A 16,983-nucleotide genomic window follows, 5' to 3' on the forward strand; every position below is an offset into this window, starting at 1 on the left:
GAGTAGTGTAAAACGGAAAATTTACCGTTGTGCTATCGAAATTATCGATAGTGCGGCGCCCGCCGGAATAAGCAGCATCATAGGCGGCGCGCGCCCGGCTGCACATCTGCCAAAAGGGAAAGCCCGTCGTTACCTGCCTTGGGGGGACAAGCCTGGCCTGTTCGGGAAGTGGCCGAGCTCGTGTCATGGTGTCAGGCACCGTGACACGAGCGCAACCGTGGCATGTCAATCATCCATGTCAGGGGGGCATTGCAGGGGTTTCGCAGAGCACTGCTCTGCGCCTGCAATGCGGTGATCCCTTACAAGAGTTCACTCCTTCCAGGCACCATGACACGAACTCGACTGTAATACCGCTGCTTCAGCGCGCCAGCAGCCGGTCCAGCAGCTTTTCTTCCAGGGCGGCGAAGGCGGGGTTGCCGCGGGTGCGGGGGCGTGGCAGGTCGACAGCGAGATCGAGGGTGATGCGGCCTTCTTCGATCAGCAGCACGCGGTCGGCCAGCGCCACCGCTTCCTGCACGTCGTGGGTGACGAGAACCGCGGTGAAGCCGCGCTGGCGCCACAGCGATTCGATCAGCTGCTGCATCTCGATCCGGGTCAGCGCGTCGAGGGCGCCGAGCGGTTCGTCGAGCAGCAGCAGCGACGGTTCGTGCACCAGCGCCCGCGCCAGCGCCACGCGCTGCCGCTGCCCGCCGGACAACTGGGCCGGCCAGGCATCGGCCCGGTCCGCGAGGCCGACCGCGGCCAGCGCGCCGGCCGCCGCGTGCAAGCCGGGTTGCTGGCCGCTGCGCAAGCCCAGCGCGACGTTTTCCAGCACGGTCTTCCACGGCAGCAGCCGGGCTTCCTGGAACATCATGCGCAGCGGGGAATCCTGGCCGGTGGCGCCCTGCCGGACGCCCTGGCCGACGGCCACGCGCCCGCTGTCGACCGCATCGAGCCCGGCGATCGTGCGCAGCAGCGTGCTCTTGCCGCAACCGCTGCGGCCGACAATGGCGACGAACTCGCCCGCCTTCAGTTCCAGGCCGATGCCATCGAGCACGCGGCGCGCGCCGAACGATTTCGTCAGTCCTTCCAGGTGGACGCCGACGCCCTGCCGCCGCAGCGGCCGGCGCGACGGTGCCGCTTCCACGGGCTCGGGAGTAAAGGCGAACGGTTCAGTATCGAGGGGTAAGGTCGCATGCAGCATCGTGCTCTTTCAATAGTCTTTCAAAGGTAAGCGGGATTCCAGCGAAGCAGCCGGCGCTCCAGCGCGCGGGCCACCAGGTCGGCCAGCTTGCCGAGGATCGCGTACAGCAGGATCCCCACCAGCACCACGTCGGTCTGCAGGAATTCGCGGGCGTTCATCGTCATGTAGCCGATGCCGGCCTGGGCGGAAATCGTCTCGGCCACGATCAGCAGCACCCACACGAGGCCCAGCGAGAAGCGCACGCCGACCAGGATCGACGGCAGCGCGCCGGGCAGGATCACGTCGCGGTAGAGCGGCCAGCCCTTCAGGCCATAGCTCTTGGCCATCTCGACCAGCCCCGCGTCGGTGGCGCGGATGCCGTGGAACGTGTTCAGGTAGACCGGGAAGAACACGCCCACCGCCAGCAAAAACAGCTTGGCCGTTTCATCGATGCCGAACCACAGGATCACCAGCGGAATCAGGGCCAGCGCGGGAATGTTCCGCACCATCTGCAGCGTGGTGTCCAGCAGCGTTTCGGCGCGGCGGAAGCTGCCCGTCAACAGGCCCAGGGCCAGCCCGAGGCCGGCGCCGACCGCGAAGCCGGAAGCCGCCCGCCACAGGCTCGTGCTGAGGTGCTCCCACAGCTCGCCCGAGGCGGCCAGCGTCCAGAACGCGGCGGCGACGGCCAGCGGCTCGGGCAGGATGCGGCTCGACAGCCAGCCGGTGCGGGCCGACACTTCCCACGCCAGCAGCAGGAAGATCGGCAGCAGCCACGGGGCCAGCGCCACGTTCAGGCGCGCCCAGGGGCTCGGCCGCGCCACCGCCTGCGGTGCGTGTGCTTGGGCGCCGCTCATCTCAGGCCGCCTTCTTCGGCACGATGTCGGTGGCCATCACTTCGCCGAACGGCCCGGTGATCGACACCTCGCCCTGTTCCTTGCCTTTGCCCAAGAGCGGGAATACCAGTTCGGCGAAGCGGTACGATTCTTCCAGGTGCGGATAGCCGGAGAAGATGAAGGTCTCGATGCCCAGGTCGGCATACTCGCGGATGCGCGCGGCCACCGTTTCGGCATCGCCCACCAGCGCCGTGCCGGCGCCGCCGCGCACCAGGCCCACGCCGGCCCACAGGTTCGGCGACTCTTCCAGCTTGTCGCGCCGCCCGCCGTGCAGCGCGGCCATGCGGCGCTGCCCTTCCGAATCCATGCGGGCGAACGATGCCTGCGCCTTGGCGATCACATCGTCGTCCAGGTGCGAGATCAGCTTCTCGGCCGCCTGCCACGCTTCCTCGTTGGTTTCGCGCACGATCACGTGCAGGCGGATGCCGAACTTCACCGTGCGGCCATGCTCGGCGGCGCGCCGGCGGATATCGGCGATCTTCTCGGCCACGGCGGCCGGCGGTTCGCCCCAGGTCAGGTACACATCCATCTGTTCCGCCGCCAGTTCATGCGCCGCTTCCGACGAACCGCCGAAGTACAGCGGCGGATACGGTTTCTGCACGGGCGGGTACAGCGTTTTCGCGCCTTTCACGCGCAGGTGCTTGCCCTCGAAATCGAAGCCGGCATCGCCGCCCTCGCCGGACAGCGCGCCGCGCCAGATGCGGATGAATTCATCCGAGATCTCGTAGCGCTCGGCATGGTTGGCCGTCAGGCCGTCCGCCGCCAGCTCGGTGGGGTCGCCGCCCGTGACCACGTTGATCAGCAGCCGTCCGTTCGACAGCCGGTCGAACGTGGCAGCCATGCGCACCGCCAGGCCGGGCGTGGACAGGCCCGGCCTGACCGCGACGAGGAACTTCAGTTTCTTCGTCGCATGGATGAGCGAGGATGCGACTACCCAGGCATCCTCGCACGAGCGCCCGGTGGGCAGCAGCACGCCGTCGTAGCCCAGCGTGTCGGCCGCCACGGCCACCTGCCGGAGGTAGTCGGCATCGACGGCGCGCGCGCCTTTCGACGTGCCCAGGTAACGGCTGTCGCCGTGGGTGGGAATGAACCAGAACAAATTCAACGACATGAAAACTCCACTATGAAATGACTGAGATGGCGCTTACTTCGCCGATGCCAGCACGGCATCCTTGATGGCGATCGGTTTCGGGATCAGCTTCAGGCTGGCGAAGGCATCGGCGATCTTCTGCTGTTCGCGCAGCACCTGGTCCGACACGGGCTTGACGCCGTAGCTGTAGCGCGATGCGGCCAGCGCCACCACGGCAGGTTCGAGTCCCGTCTGGGCTGCCAGGATGGCAGTGACTTCTTTCGCGTTATCGCGCCCCCAGTCGTCGACCTTGCCGATTTCCTCGAGCAGCACCTGCTGCAAGGCCGGGTTGGCGCGCGCCCAGTCGCGCGACGCCAGGTAGAACTGGTGGTTGGCGACCAGGCCCTTGCCATCGGCCAGCACGCGGGCACCGAGCTGTTTTTGCGCCGCGGCGAAGAACGGATCCCAGATCACCCACGCATCGACGGCACCGCGCTCGAACGCCGCCCGGGCGTCGGCCGGCGGCAGGTAGACCGGCTGGATATCCTTGTACGCCACGCCGGCCTGCTCCAGTGCCCGCAGCAGCAGGTAATGCACGTTGGAGCCCTTGTTCAGCGCCACGCGCTTGCCCTTCAGCTGGGCCACGCTCTTGATCTGCGAATCCTTCGGCACGACGATCGCCTCGCTGTGCGGCGACGGCGGCTCGTTGCCCACGTAGACCAGGGCCGCGCCGGCGGCCTGCGCAAAGATCGGCGGTGCTTCGCCGACGGTGCCGAAATCGATGCTGCCGACGTTCAGGCCTTCCAGCAGTTGCGGGCCGGCCGGGAACTCGGTCCACTGCACCGTCACGCCCTGCGGCGCCAGCCGCTTCTCCAGCGTGCCGCGCCCTTTCAGCAAGGTCAGCGTGCCGTATTTCTGGTAGCCGATGCGCACGACCTTTTTGTCCTGGGCCTGGGCCAGCGGGGCGATCACGGATGCGCCGGCAATGGCGCTGGCGACCAGCAATCCCAGCGTGCGGCGGCGCAGCGTGCGTTTGGAATGGGTCGTCATCATGCCGCCTGCGAAACGAAAGGGTGATCCTGCAGCGAACGCGCCGCGGCGTGCGCCAGTTGCTCGGCGGCGCTGCGGTAGCCGAGCGCGCGGTCCAGCGTGGCCACGCCGGCGGCCACGCGCACGGCGATCTCCGGCGCCAGCAGCACGCCTTCCTGCTCGCTCCACTGCACCTGCTGCGAGGTGGCGTAGATGCTGGTCAGTACCTGGTCCGCTTCCAGCGCATGCAGCACGGGGCGCAGCGCGTAATCGAGCGCCAGCAGGTGGGACTGGCTGCCGCCCGTCGCCACCGGCAGCACGATCTTGCCGGCCAGGCCGTTCTGCGGCAGCAGGTCCAGGAAGGCTTTCAGCACGCCGGCGTAGGCCGCCTTGTAGACCGGGGTGGCGACGATCACGGCATCGGCGTCGGCCACTTCGGCCAATGCGGCGCGCACCACGGCGTCCGTGGGGTCGGCCGCCAGCAGCGCCTGTGCGGGCAGGTCGCGCACGTTCAGGCGGGTGGTGCGGTGGCCGTGCGCCGCCAGCTTGTCGCCGATGTGGTGAAGGAGCCGGCTGGAGGAGGATGGCACTGCGGGACTGCCGGAAATCAGGAGGATGCTCATGTCTGTTCGCCTTGTTATGACAATTCAATGGTTGCAAGACTAAGGCAGCGCCACGGGTTGCAGAACGAATGCTTTCGCACTTCGATATGTGTTTTTTTCACCATGATTTCTCCGCATATCAAAGCGTGCTTTTCTTCGTGGACGGGCGTTTGACGGTGACGCGATACTCGTGCCCTGTCCGCGCAGTCATCCATCCAGGCATCCATGAACGCACCCGAATCCGTCCTGCCAAATATTCTTCCGCTTGCGGCTCCGCCTGCGGGCCCGCAAGCGACACCGCATGCCGATCCGCTTGCCGTCGCCGCCGCGCTGGCCGCCGAACTGGCCACCACGGCCATCGAACGCGATGCGGCCGGCGGCCACGCGCGCCACGAGCGCCAGCTGATCCGCGCATCCGGCCTGCTGGCAATGTCGATCCCCACCGACTTCGGTGGCCACGGCGCGGGCTGGGATACCACGCTGCAGGCGGTGCGCATCCTGGCGCGCGCCGACAGCGCGCTTGCCCACGTGTTCGGCTTCCACCACCTGCAGCTGGCCGGCATCCAGCTATATGGCACCCAGCAGCAGCAGCGCCACCTGCTGCATGCCAGCGTCGACGATGGCCTGTTCTGGGGGAATGCGCTCAATCCGCTGGACCGGCGCCTCGTCGCGACCGATGCGAAAGGCGGCTTCCTGCTCGATGGCACCAAGAGCTTCGCGTCCGGCTCGGTGGGCTCGGACTGGCTGACGATCTCCGCCTGGCACGAGCCCACGCAGGCGCCCCTGATCGGCGTGCTGCCGACCGGCGCCGACGGCGTCGACGTGCGCGCCGACTGGGATGCGTTCGGCCAGAAGCAGACCGACAGCGGCACCGTGCAATTCCACAATACGCTGCTGCCGATCGGCCTCGTGCTGCAGCAGCCGGGCCAGCCGGCCACGCCGCTGTCCACCGTGCGCTCGCAGGTGGCGCAACTGATCATGACGAACCTGTACCTGGGCATCGCCGAAGGGGCGTTCGCCGCCGCGCGCGACTATACGGTCGGCGAGGCGCGGCCCTGGTCCGCCGCCGGCGTCGCGACCGCGGCGGACGATCCGTTCATCCAGCACCGCTACGGCGAGCTGTGGACCCTGCTGCGGCCGGCCGTGGTGCTGGCCGATCACGCCGGCCGCGAACTGGAACGCGTGTTCCGCCGGGGGCCCGACGTGACGGCGCGCGAACGGGGCGAGCTGGCCATCGCCGGCGCCGAGGCGAAAGTGCTGGCGCACCGCGCCGCCATCGAGATCGGCAGCCAGCTGTTCGAGTTGACGGGTGCCCGCTCCACGTCGGCCCGCTTCGGCTTCGACCGCTACTGGCGCAACGCCCGCGTGCACACGCTGCACGACCCGGTCGACTACAAGTACCGCGACCTGGGGCGCTACGCGCTGAATGGCACGCTGCCCGAGCCGGGCCCCTATTCGTGAGCGGGGACCTGGCCTTGAATGCGCTTCATCATCTGCCGCCCGCGGCGCCGCTGATCCGCCTGCGCGGCGTGTCACGTTCGTTCGGCACGGACCGGGGCACCGGCGTGGCCGCCGTGCGCGACGTATCGCTCGACATCGGCGCCGGCGAGATCTTCGGCATCGCCGGCCGCAGCGGCGCCGGCAAGTCCACGCTGCTGCGCCTGTTCAACCTGCTGGAGCGGCCCGATGCCGGCACCGTGACGGTCGATGGCGAGGAGCTGACGCGCCTGGGCAAGCGCGCGCTGCGTGGGGCGCGCCACAACATCGGCATGATCTTCCAGGGCTTCAACCTGCTGCAGAACGCCACCGTGGCCGACAACGTGGCCTTCCCCCTGAAGATCCATGGCGGCCATGACCGCGCGGCGATGGCGCGGCGCGTGGCCGATTGCCTGGCGCTGGTGCACCTGGAGGACAAGGCGCAGGCCTGGCCCGCCCAGCTCTCCGGCGGCCAGCGCCAGCGCGTGGCGATCGCCCGGGCGCTGGCCAGCGGGCCGGCCGTGCTGCTGTGCGATGAACCCACCTCAGCGCTCGATGCCGAGACCACGCGCAGCATCCTCGCCACGCTCGCCGACGTGAACACGCGCCTCGGCGTGACCATCGTGATCGTCAGCCACGAGCTCGACGTGCTGGCTTCGCTGTGCCACCGCGTGGCCGTGATCGAGGCGGGCGAAGTGGCCGAGATCGTGCGGCCCGGCACGCCGCACGCGGTCACCGCGCTGGGCCGCGAGCTGCTGCCGCTGTTCGCCAGCGCCACGCGGGAGGCGCTGCATGCGTGACTGGCCGGCTTCGCTGATCAAGTTGCAGGAGCTCCTGCCCGAGCTGTGGACGGCGCTGGGCCAGACGCTGGCGATGCTGTCGATCGGCCTGTCCGCGACGGTGCTGCTGGGTGGCCCGCTGGGCGTGCTGCTGTTCCTCGTCTCGCGCGGCCAGCCGCTGCAGAACCGCTACGCGGCGGCCGTGCTGGGCTGGTGCGTGAATACGGTGCGTTCGTTCCCGTTCATCATCCTGCTGGTGGCGCTGGTGCCCTTTACACGCATCGTTGCCGGCACCTCGATCGGGCCGCTGGCGGCCAGCGTGCCGTTGTCCTGTGCGGCGATCCCCTACTTCGCCCGCCTGGTCGAACAGAGCCTGCGCGAAGTGCCGCGCGGCGTGATCGAGGCGGCCCATGCGATGGGCGCCAGCGAACTGCAGATCGTCTGGCGCGTGCTGCTGGTGGAAGCCCGCTCCGGCCTGGTGCTGGCCCTGACGGTGCTGGCGATCAGCTTCCTGTCCTATTCGGCGGTGGCCGGCGTGGTGGGCGGCGGCGGCATCGGCGACCTGGCCATCCGCTACGGCTACTACCGCTTTGAAACCGAAATGATGATCGCCACCGTGCTGCTGCTGGTGCTGATCGTGCAAGTGATCCAGTTCACCGGCGCCCGCCTCGCGCGCCGGCTCGACAAACGCCAGGAGTGATGATGACCGACCAACGCCGCGCCGTACTGTTTGCCTTGCTGCTGTGCTCTTTGACGACCCAGCTTGCCGTGCACGCGAAAGATCCCAAGGAAGTAGTAATCGGCACCAGTGCCGGCCCCTATGCCGACCAGGTAAGGCTCGGCATCAAGCCGATCCTGGAACGCCAGGGCTACAAGGTGAAGCTGGTGGAGTTCAACGACTATATCCAGCCGAACTTCGCGCTGGCCGAGGGCTCGCTCGATGCCAACGTGTTCCAGCATGTGATCTACCTGAACCGCTTCGCCGGCGAGCACAAGCTGCCGATCGTGCCGCTGGTGACGGTGCCCACGGCGCCGATTGCCATCTACAGCAAGAAGCACAAGCGCCTCGACGAAGTGAAGGAAGGCAGTACCGTGGCGCTGCCGAACGATCCGACCAACCAGGCGCGCGCGCTGGTCCTGCTCGAGCAGCTCGGCTGGATCAAGCTGCGCCCGGGCGTCGATCCGGTGCGCGCCTCGGAGCGGGACGTGGCGCAGAACCTGAAGAAGATCCGGCTGGTACCGCTGGAGGCGGCGCAACTGCCCCGCTCCCTGCAGGATACCGATTACTCCTTCGTCAACGGCAATTACGCGCTGGCTTCCGGCCTGAAGCTGCGCGATGCGCTGAAGACCGAGAAGATCTCGCCGAACTACGTGAACCTGGTGGCCGTGAAGACCGCGGACAAGGACAAGCAGTTCGCGAAGGACATCGCCGCTGCCTACCGCTCACGCGAATTCCTCGCGGTCACCAACAAGCATTTCGCCGATTACGCCAAGACCGATTACCAGCTCGCCCTCGAAGCGGGCAAGTGACTCCGCACTACATGAACTTCCAGGAAAACCAACCATGAAACGCCGTACCCTGTTGAAATCCGTCGCCGGTGCCGCCGCCGCGCTTGCCGTACCATCGCTGGCGCGCGCCGCCGAACCGCTGAAGGAATTGCGCCTCGATTATGCGTACTACTCGCCGTCCAGCCTCGTGCTGAAACGCTTCGGCTGGCTCGAGGAAGCCTTCAGGCCGGCCGGCACCGACATCAAGTGGGTGCTCTCGGCCGGCAGCAACCGGGCACTCGAATACCTGAACGGCAACAGCATCGACATCGGCTCCTCGGCCGGCCTGGCCGCCCTGCTGGCGCGCGCCAACGGCAACCCGATCCGCACGCCCTACATCTATTCGCGCCCCGAATGGACGGCGCTGGTGGTGCGCAAGGATTCGCCGATCCGGTCGGTGGCGGACCTGAAGGGTAAAAAGGTGGCCGCCACCAAGGGCACCGACCCCTACCTGTTCCTGCTGCGCTCCCTGCAGCAGGCGGGCCTGAAACGCGGCGACATCGAACACGTGGCGCTGCAGCATGCGGATGGCCGCACGGCGCTGGAACAGGGCCGCGTGGACGCGTGGGCCGGCCTCGATCCGCACATGGCTGCCAGCGAACTGGAAGGCGGCGCGCGGCTCATCTACCGCAACGTGGCCTTCAACACCTACGGCTTCCTGAACGTGCGCGAGCAATTCCTGGCCCAGCGGCCGGAAGAAGTCACGCGCGTGCTGGCCGCGTACGAACGGGCGCGCAAGTGGATCGTCGCCCATCCGTCGGAAGCCGCGCGTATCCTGGCCGAGGAAGCCAGGGTGTCGCTGCCGGTCGCGCTGCTGCAGGTGAAGCTGAGGACCGACTTTTCGCAGCCACAGCCGGGCAGCGAGCACGTGGCCGCGCTGCGGCAGGCCGCGCCGATCCTGCGGCAGGAAGCACTGGTGAAGCCGGGCGTCGACCTGGAGCGCACCATCGCCGAGCTGGTCGATACCCGCTTCGCCCGCGCGCTGATCACGAAGGCGTGACGATGACGCCACCCGCGCTGCATTCGAGCATCGACCTGGTGGGCAGGCAGCCTGCCGCCGACCACGCCCCATCCGCGCCGGTGCCGGCGCCGGCGGCGCGGCGTGGGCGGCCCCACCCGGCGTGGGGCCTGCTGCTGCCAGTCCTTGCGCTGCTGGGTGTGGAGCTGCTGGTGCGTGGTGGCGCGGTGCCGGCCCACCTGCTGCCGCCGCCATCGGAGATCGCGGCAACGCTCGCGCAACTGGCGCATGCCGACCTGCTGTGGCATGTGCTGGCCAGTTCCCTGCGCGTGGCCGCCGGGTATGCCGCCGGCGCGCTGCTGGGCATCGCCATCGGCGCCGCGGTCGGGCTGAATGCGCGCATCGCCACCCTGCTCGACCCCACTTTCCAGGCCTTGCGCGCGGTACCGTCGCTGGCCTGGGTCCCCCTGCTGCTGCTGTGGCTGGGCATCGACGAAGCACCCAAGCTGGTGCTGATCGCGATCGGCGCCTTCTTCCCGGTCTACCTGGGCGCCGCCTCGGGCATCGCCGGCGTCGACCGCAAGCTGGTCGAGGTGGGCCGCATGTACCGCCTGGGCAGCGTGGCGCTGGCGCGGCGCGTGCTGCTGCCGGCCGCCCTGCCGTCGCTGATGACGGGCTTGCGCAACGGCCTGTCGCTGGCCTGGATGTTCATGGTCGCGGCGGAACTGATCGCGGCCAGCCGGGGCCTGGGCTACCTGCTCAGCGACGGCCGCGAAACGGGCCGCGCCGACATCGTGCTGGCGGCGATCCTGCTGCTGGCACTGCTGGGCAAGGCCAGCGACACGCTGATGCGGCGCCTGGAATCCCGGCTGCTGGCATGGCGCGACGACCTGGCGAGGGCCGCATGAGCCATCCCGCTCCCGCACTGCTCGACGTCCACGTGATCCGCAAGGCGTTCGGCGCGCGCACGGTGTTGCGCGACTTGCGGCTGCGGCTCGCCGAAGGAGAATTCGTGTCGCTGATCGGCGCCAGCGGCAGCGGCAAGAGCAGCCTGCTGTCCATCGTCGCCGGGCTCGATCGCGACTGGCACGGCAGCGTCGCGCTGGCCGGCGCGCCACTGGACGGCGTGTCGGCCGACATCGGCCTGATCTTCCAGGAGCCGCGCCTGTTCCCGTGGCTGACGGTGGCGCAGAACGTGGCATTCGGCGGCACGGCCGATCCGGCGCCCCTGCTGGCCGACGTGGGCCTGGCGGGCCTGGGCGACTACCTGCCGCGCCAGCTCTCCGGCGGCCAGGCGCAGCGCGCCGCCATCGCCCGCGGCTTGTACAACCGGCCGCGCGTGCTGCTGCTGGACGAACCGTTTTCCGCCGTCGACGCCTTTACGCGCATCCGCCTGCAGGACTTGCTGAAGCGGCTGGCGCGCGAACATGCGCTGACGGTGCTGATGGTGACCCATGACCTGGACGAGGCGCTGTTCCTCAGCGACCGCAGCGTGCTGCTCGACGGCACCGCGGGCGGCCGCTGCGACGAATACCTGCCGCCGCCCGGCCCGCGCCGCCGCGGCGACCCGGCCCAGGCGGCGCTGAAGGGCAAGATCCTCGACGCGCTGTACGCCAGCCACGCTCTGTAGCGCCCTGTTCCGCCGGCGTCGTCCATAATCGCTGGAAACACGAGACGACGATGGCCAACCTCTTCAGCGATGCGTTCGGCGGGAACGACCGGGTGGGCGATACCGGGATCAAGGACCAGATCAAGGATGACTACGGGATCGCGGCGCGCTGCCTCGATCCCACCCAGGCGCACGTGCTGCGCGGCTGCCTGAACGCGGCCGGCATCGCCGCCGCCGTGGCGGACGACCACCACTCCCAGGTCGACCAGCTGATCTCGCCCGCGCTGGGCGGCGCCCGCGTGCTGGTGCACGAGCGCGACCTGGCCGCCGCCAAGGAAGTGCTGGCCGCGTACGAACGGGGCGACCTGGCGTTGAAGGACTGGGAAGTGCCGGAGTAGCTGGCTGGACCTCGGCCGGATCTTTGCGCATAGCGGCGGCAGCGCGTCTTGGGAAATGTTTCTTCAAAAACGGTGACAGGCACCGGTGCCGCTTGATTGGTGACCTTGGATGCGTCGGTAGTTGTTGCGGTCTGGTGTCGGACACCGGCTTTTTCGGTATCCGACCGCTGCGGCAGACCGGCCGGTTTTCGCATGATGTTGCCGATTTCCTGAGGAAGAAACCGGTGTCCGACACATTTTCCGGATGAAGCGCTCGGAAAAAATGTCCGACACCACTCCCCCCAACGCCAACTCTGATAGTCACGTCGCCTTCACTTCACGGCAAGCCTGTCACCGGTTTTCCGGCAACGGTTCCGGCGACCGGCTGTTCAATCGCTGCGCATCTGCGCCTGGGAGACGTTGCTGTTCGGCGGTACGCTCTGGGTCAGCCACACATTGCCGCCGATGGTGGAGCCGGCGCCGATGGTGATCCGGCCGAGCACGGTGGCGCCGGCGTAGATCACCACGTCGTCCTCGACGATCGGGTGGCGCGGCGTGCCCTTGATCAGCATGCCCGAAGCATCCGTCGGGAAGCGCTTGGCGCCCAGCGTGACGTGCTGGTACAGCCGCACGCGCTCGCCCAGGATCGCCGTTTCGCCGATCACGACGCCGGTGCCATGGTCGATGAAGAAGCTGGCGCCGATCTGCGCCCCGGGGTGGATGTCCACGCCGGTGAGCGAATGGCTGATATCGCAGATCATGCGCGCCAGGAAGGGCGAACCGAGCCGGTGCAACTGGTGCGCCAGCCGGTAGTACAGGATCGCGATGGTGCCTGGATAGCACAGCATGATCTCGGCGATCGAGGTGGCCGCCGGGTCGCCCGCATAGGCGGCCTGCACGTCCGACACCAGCAGCGCGCGGATCTGCGGCAGGCTGGCCGCGAAGGCTCGGGTGATGTCGTGGGCCTTCTGGGTCAGCGCTTCCTCGCCCATGTCGGCATCGTCGGCGAACTGCAGGCCGCGCCGCACCTGTTCGGTCAGGCGGTTCAGCGTGGTGTTCAGGGTGTCGCCGACAAAATAGTCGATGCTTTCGTCGGTCAGGTTCGGCCGGCCGTAGTGCGTGGGGAACAGCACGGCGGACAGGCCGTTGACGATGGTGGTCAGCGCCTCGCGCGACGGCAGCTCGCGGACGCGGCGCTGGTGGCGGATGTTGTGCGTGGCCTCGCGCGATACGCGCAATGCCGCGACCACGGCATCCAGGTCCCAATGGGCAGGCTTGACGCCGGTGCCGTCGAAGGTATCGATAGTCATGTTCTTCACTTACTCAAATGTCACGCAGGCTGCGCGCAGGCGCATTCTACGAAAATCCGCGCCACCCCGGTTATGCGATAACCTCATATCGATATGGCCGTTCTGCGGCGGGCCGGCCAGACGCGGGAAACGGCTGAACACGGCTGGCGACGGCTGGCCACGAATCGACGGCATATCGGCTTGTCTTCGCGCCCATCGGCTCATATCGGCTCCTATCGGCCCCTATCGCCAACGCATCAGCGACGAATCCGCGACAAATCGACGACAAATCCCCGACGAATCGGCAACTGCCGGGCCCGGCAGGCACGGCGCGGCTGGCGTACAATACGCGCCCGAAAAACAATAACGATACTCTCTCCATGAATATCCTGCTGACGGTGCTTCTGGCCGGCCTGACGATGGTGGGGCCGCTGGCCATCGATACGTACCTGCCCTCGTTCCCGGCAATCGCCGGCGAGTTCGGCGCCACGCCGATCGCGATCCAGCAGACGCTGTCGCTGTTCCTGTTCTGCTTTGCCTTCATGATGCTGTTCTACGGCACGCTGTCCGACACGCTGGGCCGCCGCCCCGTGATCCTGTGGTCGCTGGTGCTGTACATCATCGCCTCGGTCGGCGGCGCGGTGGCCGGTTCGCTGGGCTTCCTGCTGGCCTGCCGCGTGCTGCAGGGGCTGTCGTCCGGCGCCGGCTCGGTGGTCGGCAGGGCCATCGTGCAAGACCGCTTCGAGGGCGCCGATGCGCAGAAGATCCTCGGCCACATAATGATGGTGTTCGGCCTGGCGCCCGCGCTGGCGCCGATCCTCGGCGGCTGGCTGCAGGTGTCGCTGGGCTGGCGCTCGATCTTCTGGTTCCTGGCCCTGTTCGGCGTGGTGATGCTGTTCGCCGTCTGGCGCTGGCTGCCGGAAAGCCTGCCGCAGGCGAAGCGCCATCCATTCGAAGTGAAGCTGATCGCGGCGAATTACCTGAAGGTGCTGCGCCATCGCCGCTTCCTGCTCCTGTCGGCCGCGCTCGGCGTGGCGTTCGGCGGCTTCGCGCTGTACATCGGCTCGGCCGCCTACTTCATCATGAACATCCTGCACCTGCCGGAAACGGCGTTCGGCTGGCTGTTCATCCCGCTGGTCGCGGGCATGGTGGTGGGCTCGGGATTGTCCGGCAAGCTGGCCCGTTCGCGCACGCAGGCGCAGCTGATCTGGATGAGCTATGCCGGCATGGCCGCGGCGGCGCTGGCCAACGTGGCGTACACGTATTTCTTCGTGGCCGAAGTGCCGTGGGCCGTGCTGCCGCTGTTCTTCTATTCACTGGCGCTGGCGCTGGCGATGCCGCCGCTGTCCCTGCTGGCGATGAACCTGTTCCCGGACAACAGCGGCCTGGCGGCTTCCCTGCAATCGTTCATCCAGATGACGCTGTTCGCGCTGGTGTCGGGGCTGGTCGCGCCGCTGCTGTTCGATAGTGCGTTCAAGCTTGCCTGCGGGGTGCTGGGCTGCCTGGTGGTGAGCCTGCTGTGCTGGATTCCCGCACGGCGCGACTGATCGGGCCCAGCGCCCCGCGGGCGGAACGAGGGAGAAGTGCGGGGCTGCCTGGTGGTGAGCCTGCTGTGCTGGATTCCCGCGCGGCGCGGCTGATCGGGCCCAGCGCCCCGCGGGCGGAACGAGGGAGAAGTGCGGGGCTGCCTGGTGGTAAGCCTGCTGTGCTGGATTCCCGCACGGCGCGGGTGACGTTCAAGGCCAGGGCGCGGGCGTCACATCCAGGTACTGGGGGCCGCCCTGCTCGGGCTCCGGCGCCGCCTGCGGTTCCTGCTTGAGCTTCTGCTCGGGCGGCAAGCCCAGGCCGAGGATCTCCTTGCGGCCCTCGACGAAATCGCTGGTCGACAGCCGGTGCTCGGCATCGGGCCAGTTGGCGATCGCCCAGTTCTGCACTTCCTCGTAGCGTTTCCAGACTTCCGCCACGAACTTGCGGCGTTCCTCTTCTTCCAGTGGCATGGTGATCCTCCGTTGTGTTTTTGCTACTGTACACGACAGCCGCGAAACCCGGCGCCTGAACCGCAAACCGGTGCGAAACCGGTGACAGGCTCCGATTATTCTTGACCTTCGAATGGGCCGTTTCCGAAGCCTGCTGCCGGTTTTCGACAATACTGGGGCCGGTTCCGGCTTATTTTCCGCGCCTTCCAGGTTTCGAAAAAAATCGGAGCCTGTCACCGGTTTCGTTTACAGCTTTCGAATGTAACCGCAGCCTGCCCCCGGTTTCGATAATAATCGGAGCCTGTCCCCGGTTTTGGGTGCTACCGGGCTGAGCAGCGCCTCATGCCACGGGAACGATGCGGTAGGCGCAGCGCCGCGAGCCGGACAGCTGGTGCTCGGTGCGCTCGACGGCGCAGCCGGGGCCCAGCACGCGCTGGAAGACGTCGAGTTCGGAACGGCAGAATTGCTGGCAGGCGCGGGCGGCAGCGCAGATGGGGCAGTGGTTCTCGACCAGCAGCAGGCTGCCGTCCGGCTGCGTTTCCACTTCGGCCATGTAGCCTTCCACGTCGCGCGCGTGGGCCAGCGCCGCCACCCGTTCCGGCAACGCGGCGGCATCGCCGATGGTGTCGCGGTAGAACGCTTCGCTGGCGGCTTCGCGGGAGACGATCAGCTTGTCGATGGCGCCGTCGCCGAACAGGGTCTTCACCTGGTCGATCAGGGCGACGGTGAGGTCGGCATGGCGGTCGGGGAAGCGCGCGTGGCCGGCGTCGGTCAACAGCCAGCGGCGCGATGGCCGCCCTACTTTCTCGGCCACGTCCTGGAACGCCACCAGGCCTTTTTCCTCGGCGGCCTCGAGGTGGCGCCGCGCGCCCATCGATGTGAGCTCCAGCATGTCGGCCAGCTGCTGCGCCGTCTTCGGGCCGCGCGTCTTCAGCAGGAACAGGATACGGTCGGAGGTGTTCATCAGTGAATTCCTTTCAATGCCGGCGCCAGTTCGCGGCGCCAGCCATGCAGCCGCCAGCCGGCCCACAGGCTCGCCGCGGCGCCCACCGCCAGCACGAGCCGCGTATCGATCAGGACCAGCACCGAGCCGACCAGCGCCATCAGGATGGTGGCCAGGCAGAACGTGGTCGACATCAGGCCCATCACGGCGCCCTGCCCGTGCTCGGCGAAACGCTCGGCCGCCCACGGCTGCACGGTCGCGTTGAAGAACGCGTTGGGGATGCCGAACAGCGTGATCGCGACGAGCCCCATCCACAGGTTGCCCACCGCCACGCAAGCGACCGCCAGCGCGATGCCCCAGGCGAACCAGCCGGCCCGGCGCAGCGAATCGCCGCCGGCGTAATGCCCGGCCACCACGGAGGCGGCCGTCATGATGCCGCACATCGCCATGTTGATCAGCGCGATCCGGGCGGCATCATACTGCCCTTCTTCCACCAGCCACAACGGGTAGAACTCGTAGAACGCCGTCACGCCGCAGAAACCGGCCAGCTGGATGAAGAACAGCGTGCGCGGTTCGGCGTGGCGCAGCAGGTTCAACGCATGGCGGTGCCTGGCCACCTGCCATAGCGACGTGGTTTCCCTGGACGCCGGCTCGCGGGGCAGCGCGATCGCCGCCAGCACGCCGGCCAGCACCAGCGCGGCGATCGCGGCGGCGAACGGCACCACGATGCCGAAGCCGAGCGTCAAGCCGGCCAGCATCGGCCCCACCAGCCAGCCCATGTGGAACGCCCCATTCACCAGCGACAGGCCGCGCGCCCGCTCGGCGCCCGTGAATTTTTCCGCGATGAGCGCGCGGCAGATCGACCCGTTGCCCTCCAGCAGACCGGTGGCGAAGCGCGCCAGCACGAACAGCGGATAGGATTCCATCACCAGCGCGACGGCGGTCAGCGCATGGCCGGCCGCGGCGCCGTAGGCGGTGCCCAGCAACAGGGGCCGGCGGCCATAGCGGTCGGACAGTGGCCCCAGCAGCGTGGCGCCGATCAGCAAGCCCAGCGGGTTGATGGCCAGCGCGATGCCGAACAGCAGCTTGGGTGGCAAGCCGAGGAAGGCGTTCAGGCCATTGGCGGTACCGGAAGCGAATAGCGGCGGCAGGATCGGATACGGCAGCGACGCGCCGACGGTGGACAGAAGCGCCAGCAGGCAAGCCGCCGTGAGCAGGAGTGATTTGTTCATGCGCCGACTATACGGCGAACCCGACAATAAGTAAACGACTA

At 68.0% G+C, this 16,983-nt stretch carries 18 protein-coding genes; 9 read left to right on the forward strand and 9 right to left on the reverse strand.

Features of this window, described 5'->3' with window-relative positions:
• Positions 1–358 precede the first annotated feature (358 nt).
• Genes OU994_RS21635 through ssuE form a run of 5 tightly spaced genes read right to left on the reverse strand, consistent with a single transcriptional unit; the run spans position 359 to position 4,776 of the window.
• Positions 359–1,183, reverse strand: coding sequence for an ATP-binding cassette domain-containing protein (locus tag OU994_RS21635; RefSeq protein WP_281607601.1), 825 nt, complete (start codon positions 1,181–1,183; stop codon positions 359–361).
• Between the two features lie 20 nt (positions 1,184–1,203).
• Positions 1,204–2,016, reverse strand: a complete 813-nt coding sequence (gene ssuC / locus OU994_RS21640) for an aliphatic sulfonate ABC transporter permease SsuC (protein WP_281607602.1) — start codon at positions 2,014–2,016, stop codon at positions 1,204–1,206.
• Position 2,017: 1 nt separating this feature from the next.
• Positions 2,018–3,166: an FMNH2-dependent alkanesulfonate monooxygenase gene (gene ssuD / locus OU994_RS21645; RefSeq protein WP_281607603.1), complete on the reverse strand. Its 1,149-nt coding sequence runs from the start codon at positions 3,164–3,166 to the stop codon at positions 2,018–2,020.
• Positions 3,167–3,199: 33 nt separating this feature from the next.
• Complete coding sequence (locus OU994_RS21650; RefSeq protein ID WP_281607604.1) at positions 3,200–4,177, reverse strand: sulfonate ABC transporter substrate-binding protein; 978 nt, start codon at positions 4,175–4,177, stop codon at positions 3,200–3,202.
• A complete protein-coding gene (ssuE, locus tag OU994_RS21655; protein WP_281607605.1) occupies positions 4,174–4,776 on the reverse strand; it encodes an NADPH-dependent FMN reductase in 603 nt (200 codons plus the stop codon). Before ssuE ends, OU994_RS21650 begins: the two co-directional genes overlap by 4 nt.
• Positions 4,777–4,980: 204 nt before the next feature.
• Here ssuE and OU994_RS21660 point away from each other — a divergent pair, with 204 nt between their 5' ends.
• The 8 genes from OU994_RS21660 to OU994_RS21695 are packed head-to-tail and all read left to right on the forward strand — an operon-like array spanning position 4,981 to position 11,523.
• Positions 4,981–6,216, forward strand: a complete 1,236-nt coding sequence (locus OU994_RS21660) for an acyl-CoA dehydrogenase family protein (protein WP_281607606.1) — start codon at positions 4,981–4,983, stop codon at positions 6,214–6,216.
• A gap of 14 nt (positions 6,217–6,230) precedes the next feature.
• Complete coding sequence (locus OU994_RS21665) at positions 6,231–7,031, forward strand: methionine ABC transporter ATP-binding protein (protein WP_281607607.1); 801 nt, start codon at positions 6,231–6,233, stop codon at positions 7,029–7,031.
• Positions 7,024–7,710 (forward strand): methionine ABC transporter permease, encoded by a 687-nt coding sequence (locus OU994_RS21670; protein ID WP_281607608.1) that lies wholly within the window; start codon positions 7,024–7,026, stop codon positions 7,708–7,710. Before OU994_RS21665 ends, OU994_RS21670 begins: the two co-directional genes overlap by 8 nt.
• A 2-nt stretch (positions 7,711–7,712) precedes the next feature.
• Positions 7,713–8,540 (forward strand): MetQ/NlpA family ABC transporter substrate-binding protein, encoded by an 828-nt coding sequence (locus tag OU994_RS21675; protein ID WP_131148992.1) that lies wholly within the window; start codon positions 7,713–7,715, stop codon positions 8,538–8,540.
• A 34-nt stretch (positions 8,541–8,574) separates the two neighbouring features.
• Positions 8,575–9,558, forward strand: a complete 984-nt coding sequence (locus OU994_RS21680; protein ID WP_281607609.1) for an aliphatic sulfonate ABC transporter substrate-binding protein — start codon at positions 8,575–8,577, stop codon at positions 9,556–9,558.
• 2 nt (positions 9,559–9,560) lie between these two features.
• Positions 9,561–10,424, forward strand: a complete 864-nt coding sequence (locus OU994_RS21685) for an ABC transporter permease (protein ID WP_281607610.1) — start codon at positions 9,561–9,563, stop codon at positions 10,422–10,424.
• On the forward strand, positions 10,421–11,146 hold the full coding sequence (locus tag OU994_RS21690; RefSeq protein WP_281607611.1) for an ABC transporter ATP-binding protein: 726 nt from the start codon (positions 10,421–10,423) through the stop codon (positions 11,144–11,146). Before OU994_RS21685 ends, OU994_RS21690 begins: the two co-directional genes overlap by 4 nt.
• Positions 11,147–11,196: 50 nt before the next feature.
• Positions 11,197–11,523 carry a putative signal transducing protein gene (locus OU994_RS21695; protein WP_229420778.1) on the forward strand — a complete coding sequence of 109 codons (327 nt, stop codon included), beginning with the start codon at positions 11,197–11,199 and terminating at the stop codon, positions 11,521–11,523.
• Between the two features lie 368 nt (positions 11,524–11,891).
• Here the strand turns inward: OU994_RS21695 and epsC are convergent, their stop codons facing one another.
• Positions 11,892–12,812 (reverse strand): serine O-acetyltransferase EpsC, encoded by a 921-nt coding sequence (epsC, locus tag OU994_RS21700; RefSeq protein WP_281607612.1) that lies wholly within the window; start codon positions 12,810–12,812, stop codon positions 11,892–11,894.
• 359 nt (positions 12,813–13,171) lie between these two features.
• Between epsC and OU994_RS21705 the strand changes: the two genes are divergently transcribed.
• Positions 13,172–14,338, forward strand: a complete 1,167-nt coding sequence (locus tag OU994_RS21705; protein ID WP_281607613.1) for a multidrug effflux MFS transporter — start codon at positions 13,172–13,174, stop codon at positions 14,336–14,338.
• Between the two features lie 189 nt (positions 14,339–14,527).
• Here OU994_RS21705 and OU994_RS21710 read toward each other — a convergent pair whose 3' ends face one another.
• From OU994_RS21710 to OU994_RS21720, 3 genes are all read right to left on the reverse strand, one after another.
• The gene (locus tag OU994_RS21710) at positions 14,528–14,788 is read right to left on the reverse strand and encodes a hypothetical protein (RefSeq protein ID WP_281607614.1); all 261 of its coding nucleotides are present in this window, start codon (positions 14,786–14,788) and stop codon (positions 14,528–14,530) included.
• A 319-nt stretch (positions 14,789–15,107) separates the two neighbouring features.
• Positions 15,108–15,731: a metalloregulator ArsR/SmtB family transcription factor gene (locus OU994_RS21715; protein WP_281607615.1), complete on the reverse strand. Its 624-nt coding sequence runs from the start codon at positions 15,729–15,731 to the stop codon at positions 15,108–15,110.
• Positions 15,731–16,942 (reverse strand): MFS transporter, encoded by a 1,212-nt coding sequence (locus OU994_RS21720; RefSeq protein ID WP_281607616.1) that lies wholly within the window; start codon positions 16,940–16,942, stop codon positions 15,731–15,733. The genes OU994_RS21715 and OU994_RS21720 overlap by 1 nt, the downstream gene beginning before the upstream one ends.
• Positions 16,943–16,983: the final 41 nt, after the last annotated feature.

It is taken from the genome of Pseudoduganella sp. SL102, assembly GCF_027856995.1.
Lineage (GTDB): Bacteria > Pseudomonadota > Gammaproteobacteria > Burkholderiales > Burkholderiaceae_D > Rugamonas > Rugamonas albidiflava.

Coding starts and splice junctions, on each gene's coding strand:
- ssuD (WP_281607603.1), bottom strand. CDS start 3,166: ATGTCGTTGAATTTGTTCTGGTTCATTCCCACCCACGGCGACAGCCGT.
- OU994_RS21720 (WP_281607616.1), bottom strand. CDS start 16,942: ATGAACAAATCACTCCTGCTCACGGCGGCTTGCCTGCTGGCGCTTCTG.
- OU994_RS21690 (WP_281607611.1), top strand. CDS start 10,421: ATGAGCCATCCCGCTCCCGCACTGCTCGACGTCCACGTGATCCGCAAG.
- OU994_RS21660 (WP_281607606.1), top strand. CDS start 4,981: ATGAACGCACCCGAATCCGTCCTGCCAAATATTCTTCCGCTTGCGGCT.
- OU994_RS21705 (WP_281607613.1), top strand. CDS start 13,172: ATGAATATCCTGCTGACGGTGCTTCTGGCCGGCCTGACGATGGTGGGG.
- OU994_RS21715 (WP_281607615.1), bottom strand. CDS start 15,731: ATGAACACCTCCGACCGTATCCTGTTCCTGCTGAAGACGCGCGGCCCG.
- OU994_RS21670 (WP_281607608.1), top strand. CDS start 7,024: ATGCGTGACTGGCCGGCTTCGCTGATCAAGTTGCAGGAGCTCCTGCCC.
- OU994_RS21680 (WP_281607609.1), top strand. CDS start 8,575: ATGAAACGCCGTACCCTGTTGAAATCCGTCGCCGGTGCCGCCGCCGCG.
- OU994_RS21695 (WP_229420778.1), top strand. CDS start 11,197: ATGGCCAACCTCTTCAGCGATGCGTTCGGCGGGAACGACCGGGTGGGC.
- OU994_RS21635 (WP_281607601.1), bottom strand. CDS start 1,183: ATGCTGCATGCGACCTTACCCCTCGATACTGAACCGTTCGCCTTTACT.
- epsC (WP_281607612.1), bottom strand. CDS start 12,812: ATGACTATCGATACCTTCGACGGCACCGGCGTCAAGCCTGCCCATTGG.
- OU994_RS21650 (WP_281607604.1), bottom strand. CDS start 4,177: ATGATGACGACCCATTCCAAACGCACGCTGCGCCGCCGCACGCTGGGA.
- OU994_RS21675 (WP_131148992.1), top strand. CDS start 7,713: ATGACCGACCAACGCCGCGCCGTACTGTTTGCCTTGCTGCTGTGCTCT.
- ssuE (WP_281607605.1), bottom strand. CDS start 4,776: ATGAGCATCCTCCTGATTTCCGGCAGTCCCGCAGTGCCATCCTCCTCC.
- OU994_RS21710 (WP_281607614.1), bottom strand. CDS start 14,788: ATGCCACTGGAAGAAGAGGAACGCCGCAAGTTCGTGGCGGAAGTCTGG.
- OU994_RS21685 (WP_281607610.1), top strand. CDS start 9,561: ATGACGCCACCCGCGCTGCATTCGAGCATCGACCTGGTGGGCAGGCAG.
- ssuC (WP_281607602.1), bottom strand. CDS start 2,016: ATGAGCGGCGCCCAAGCACACGCACCGCAGGCGGTGGCGCGGCCGAGC.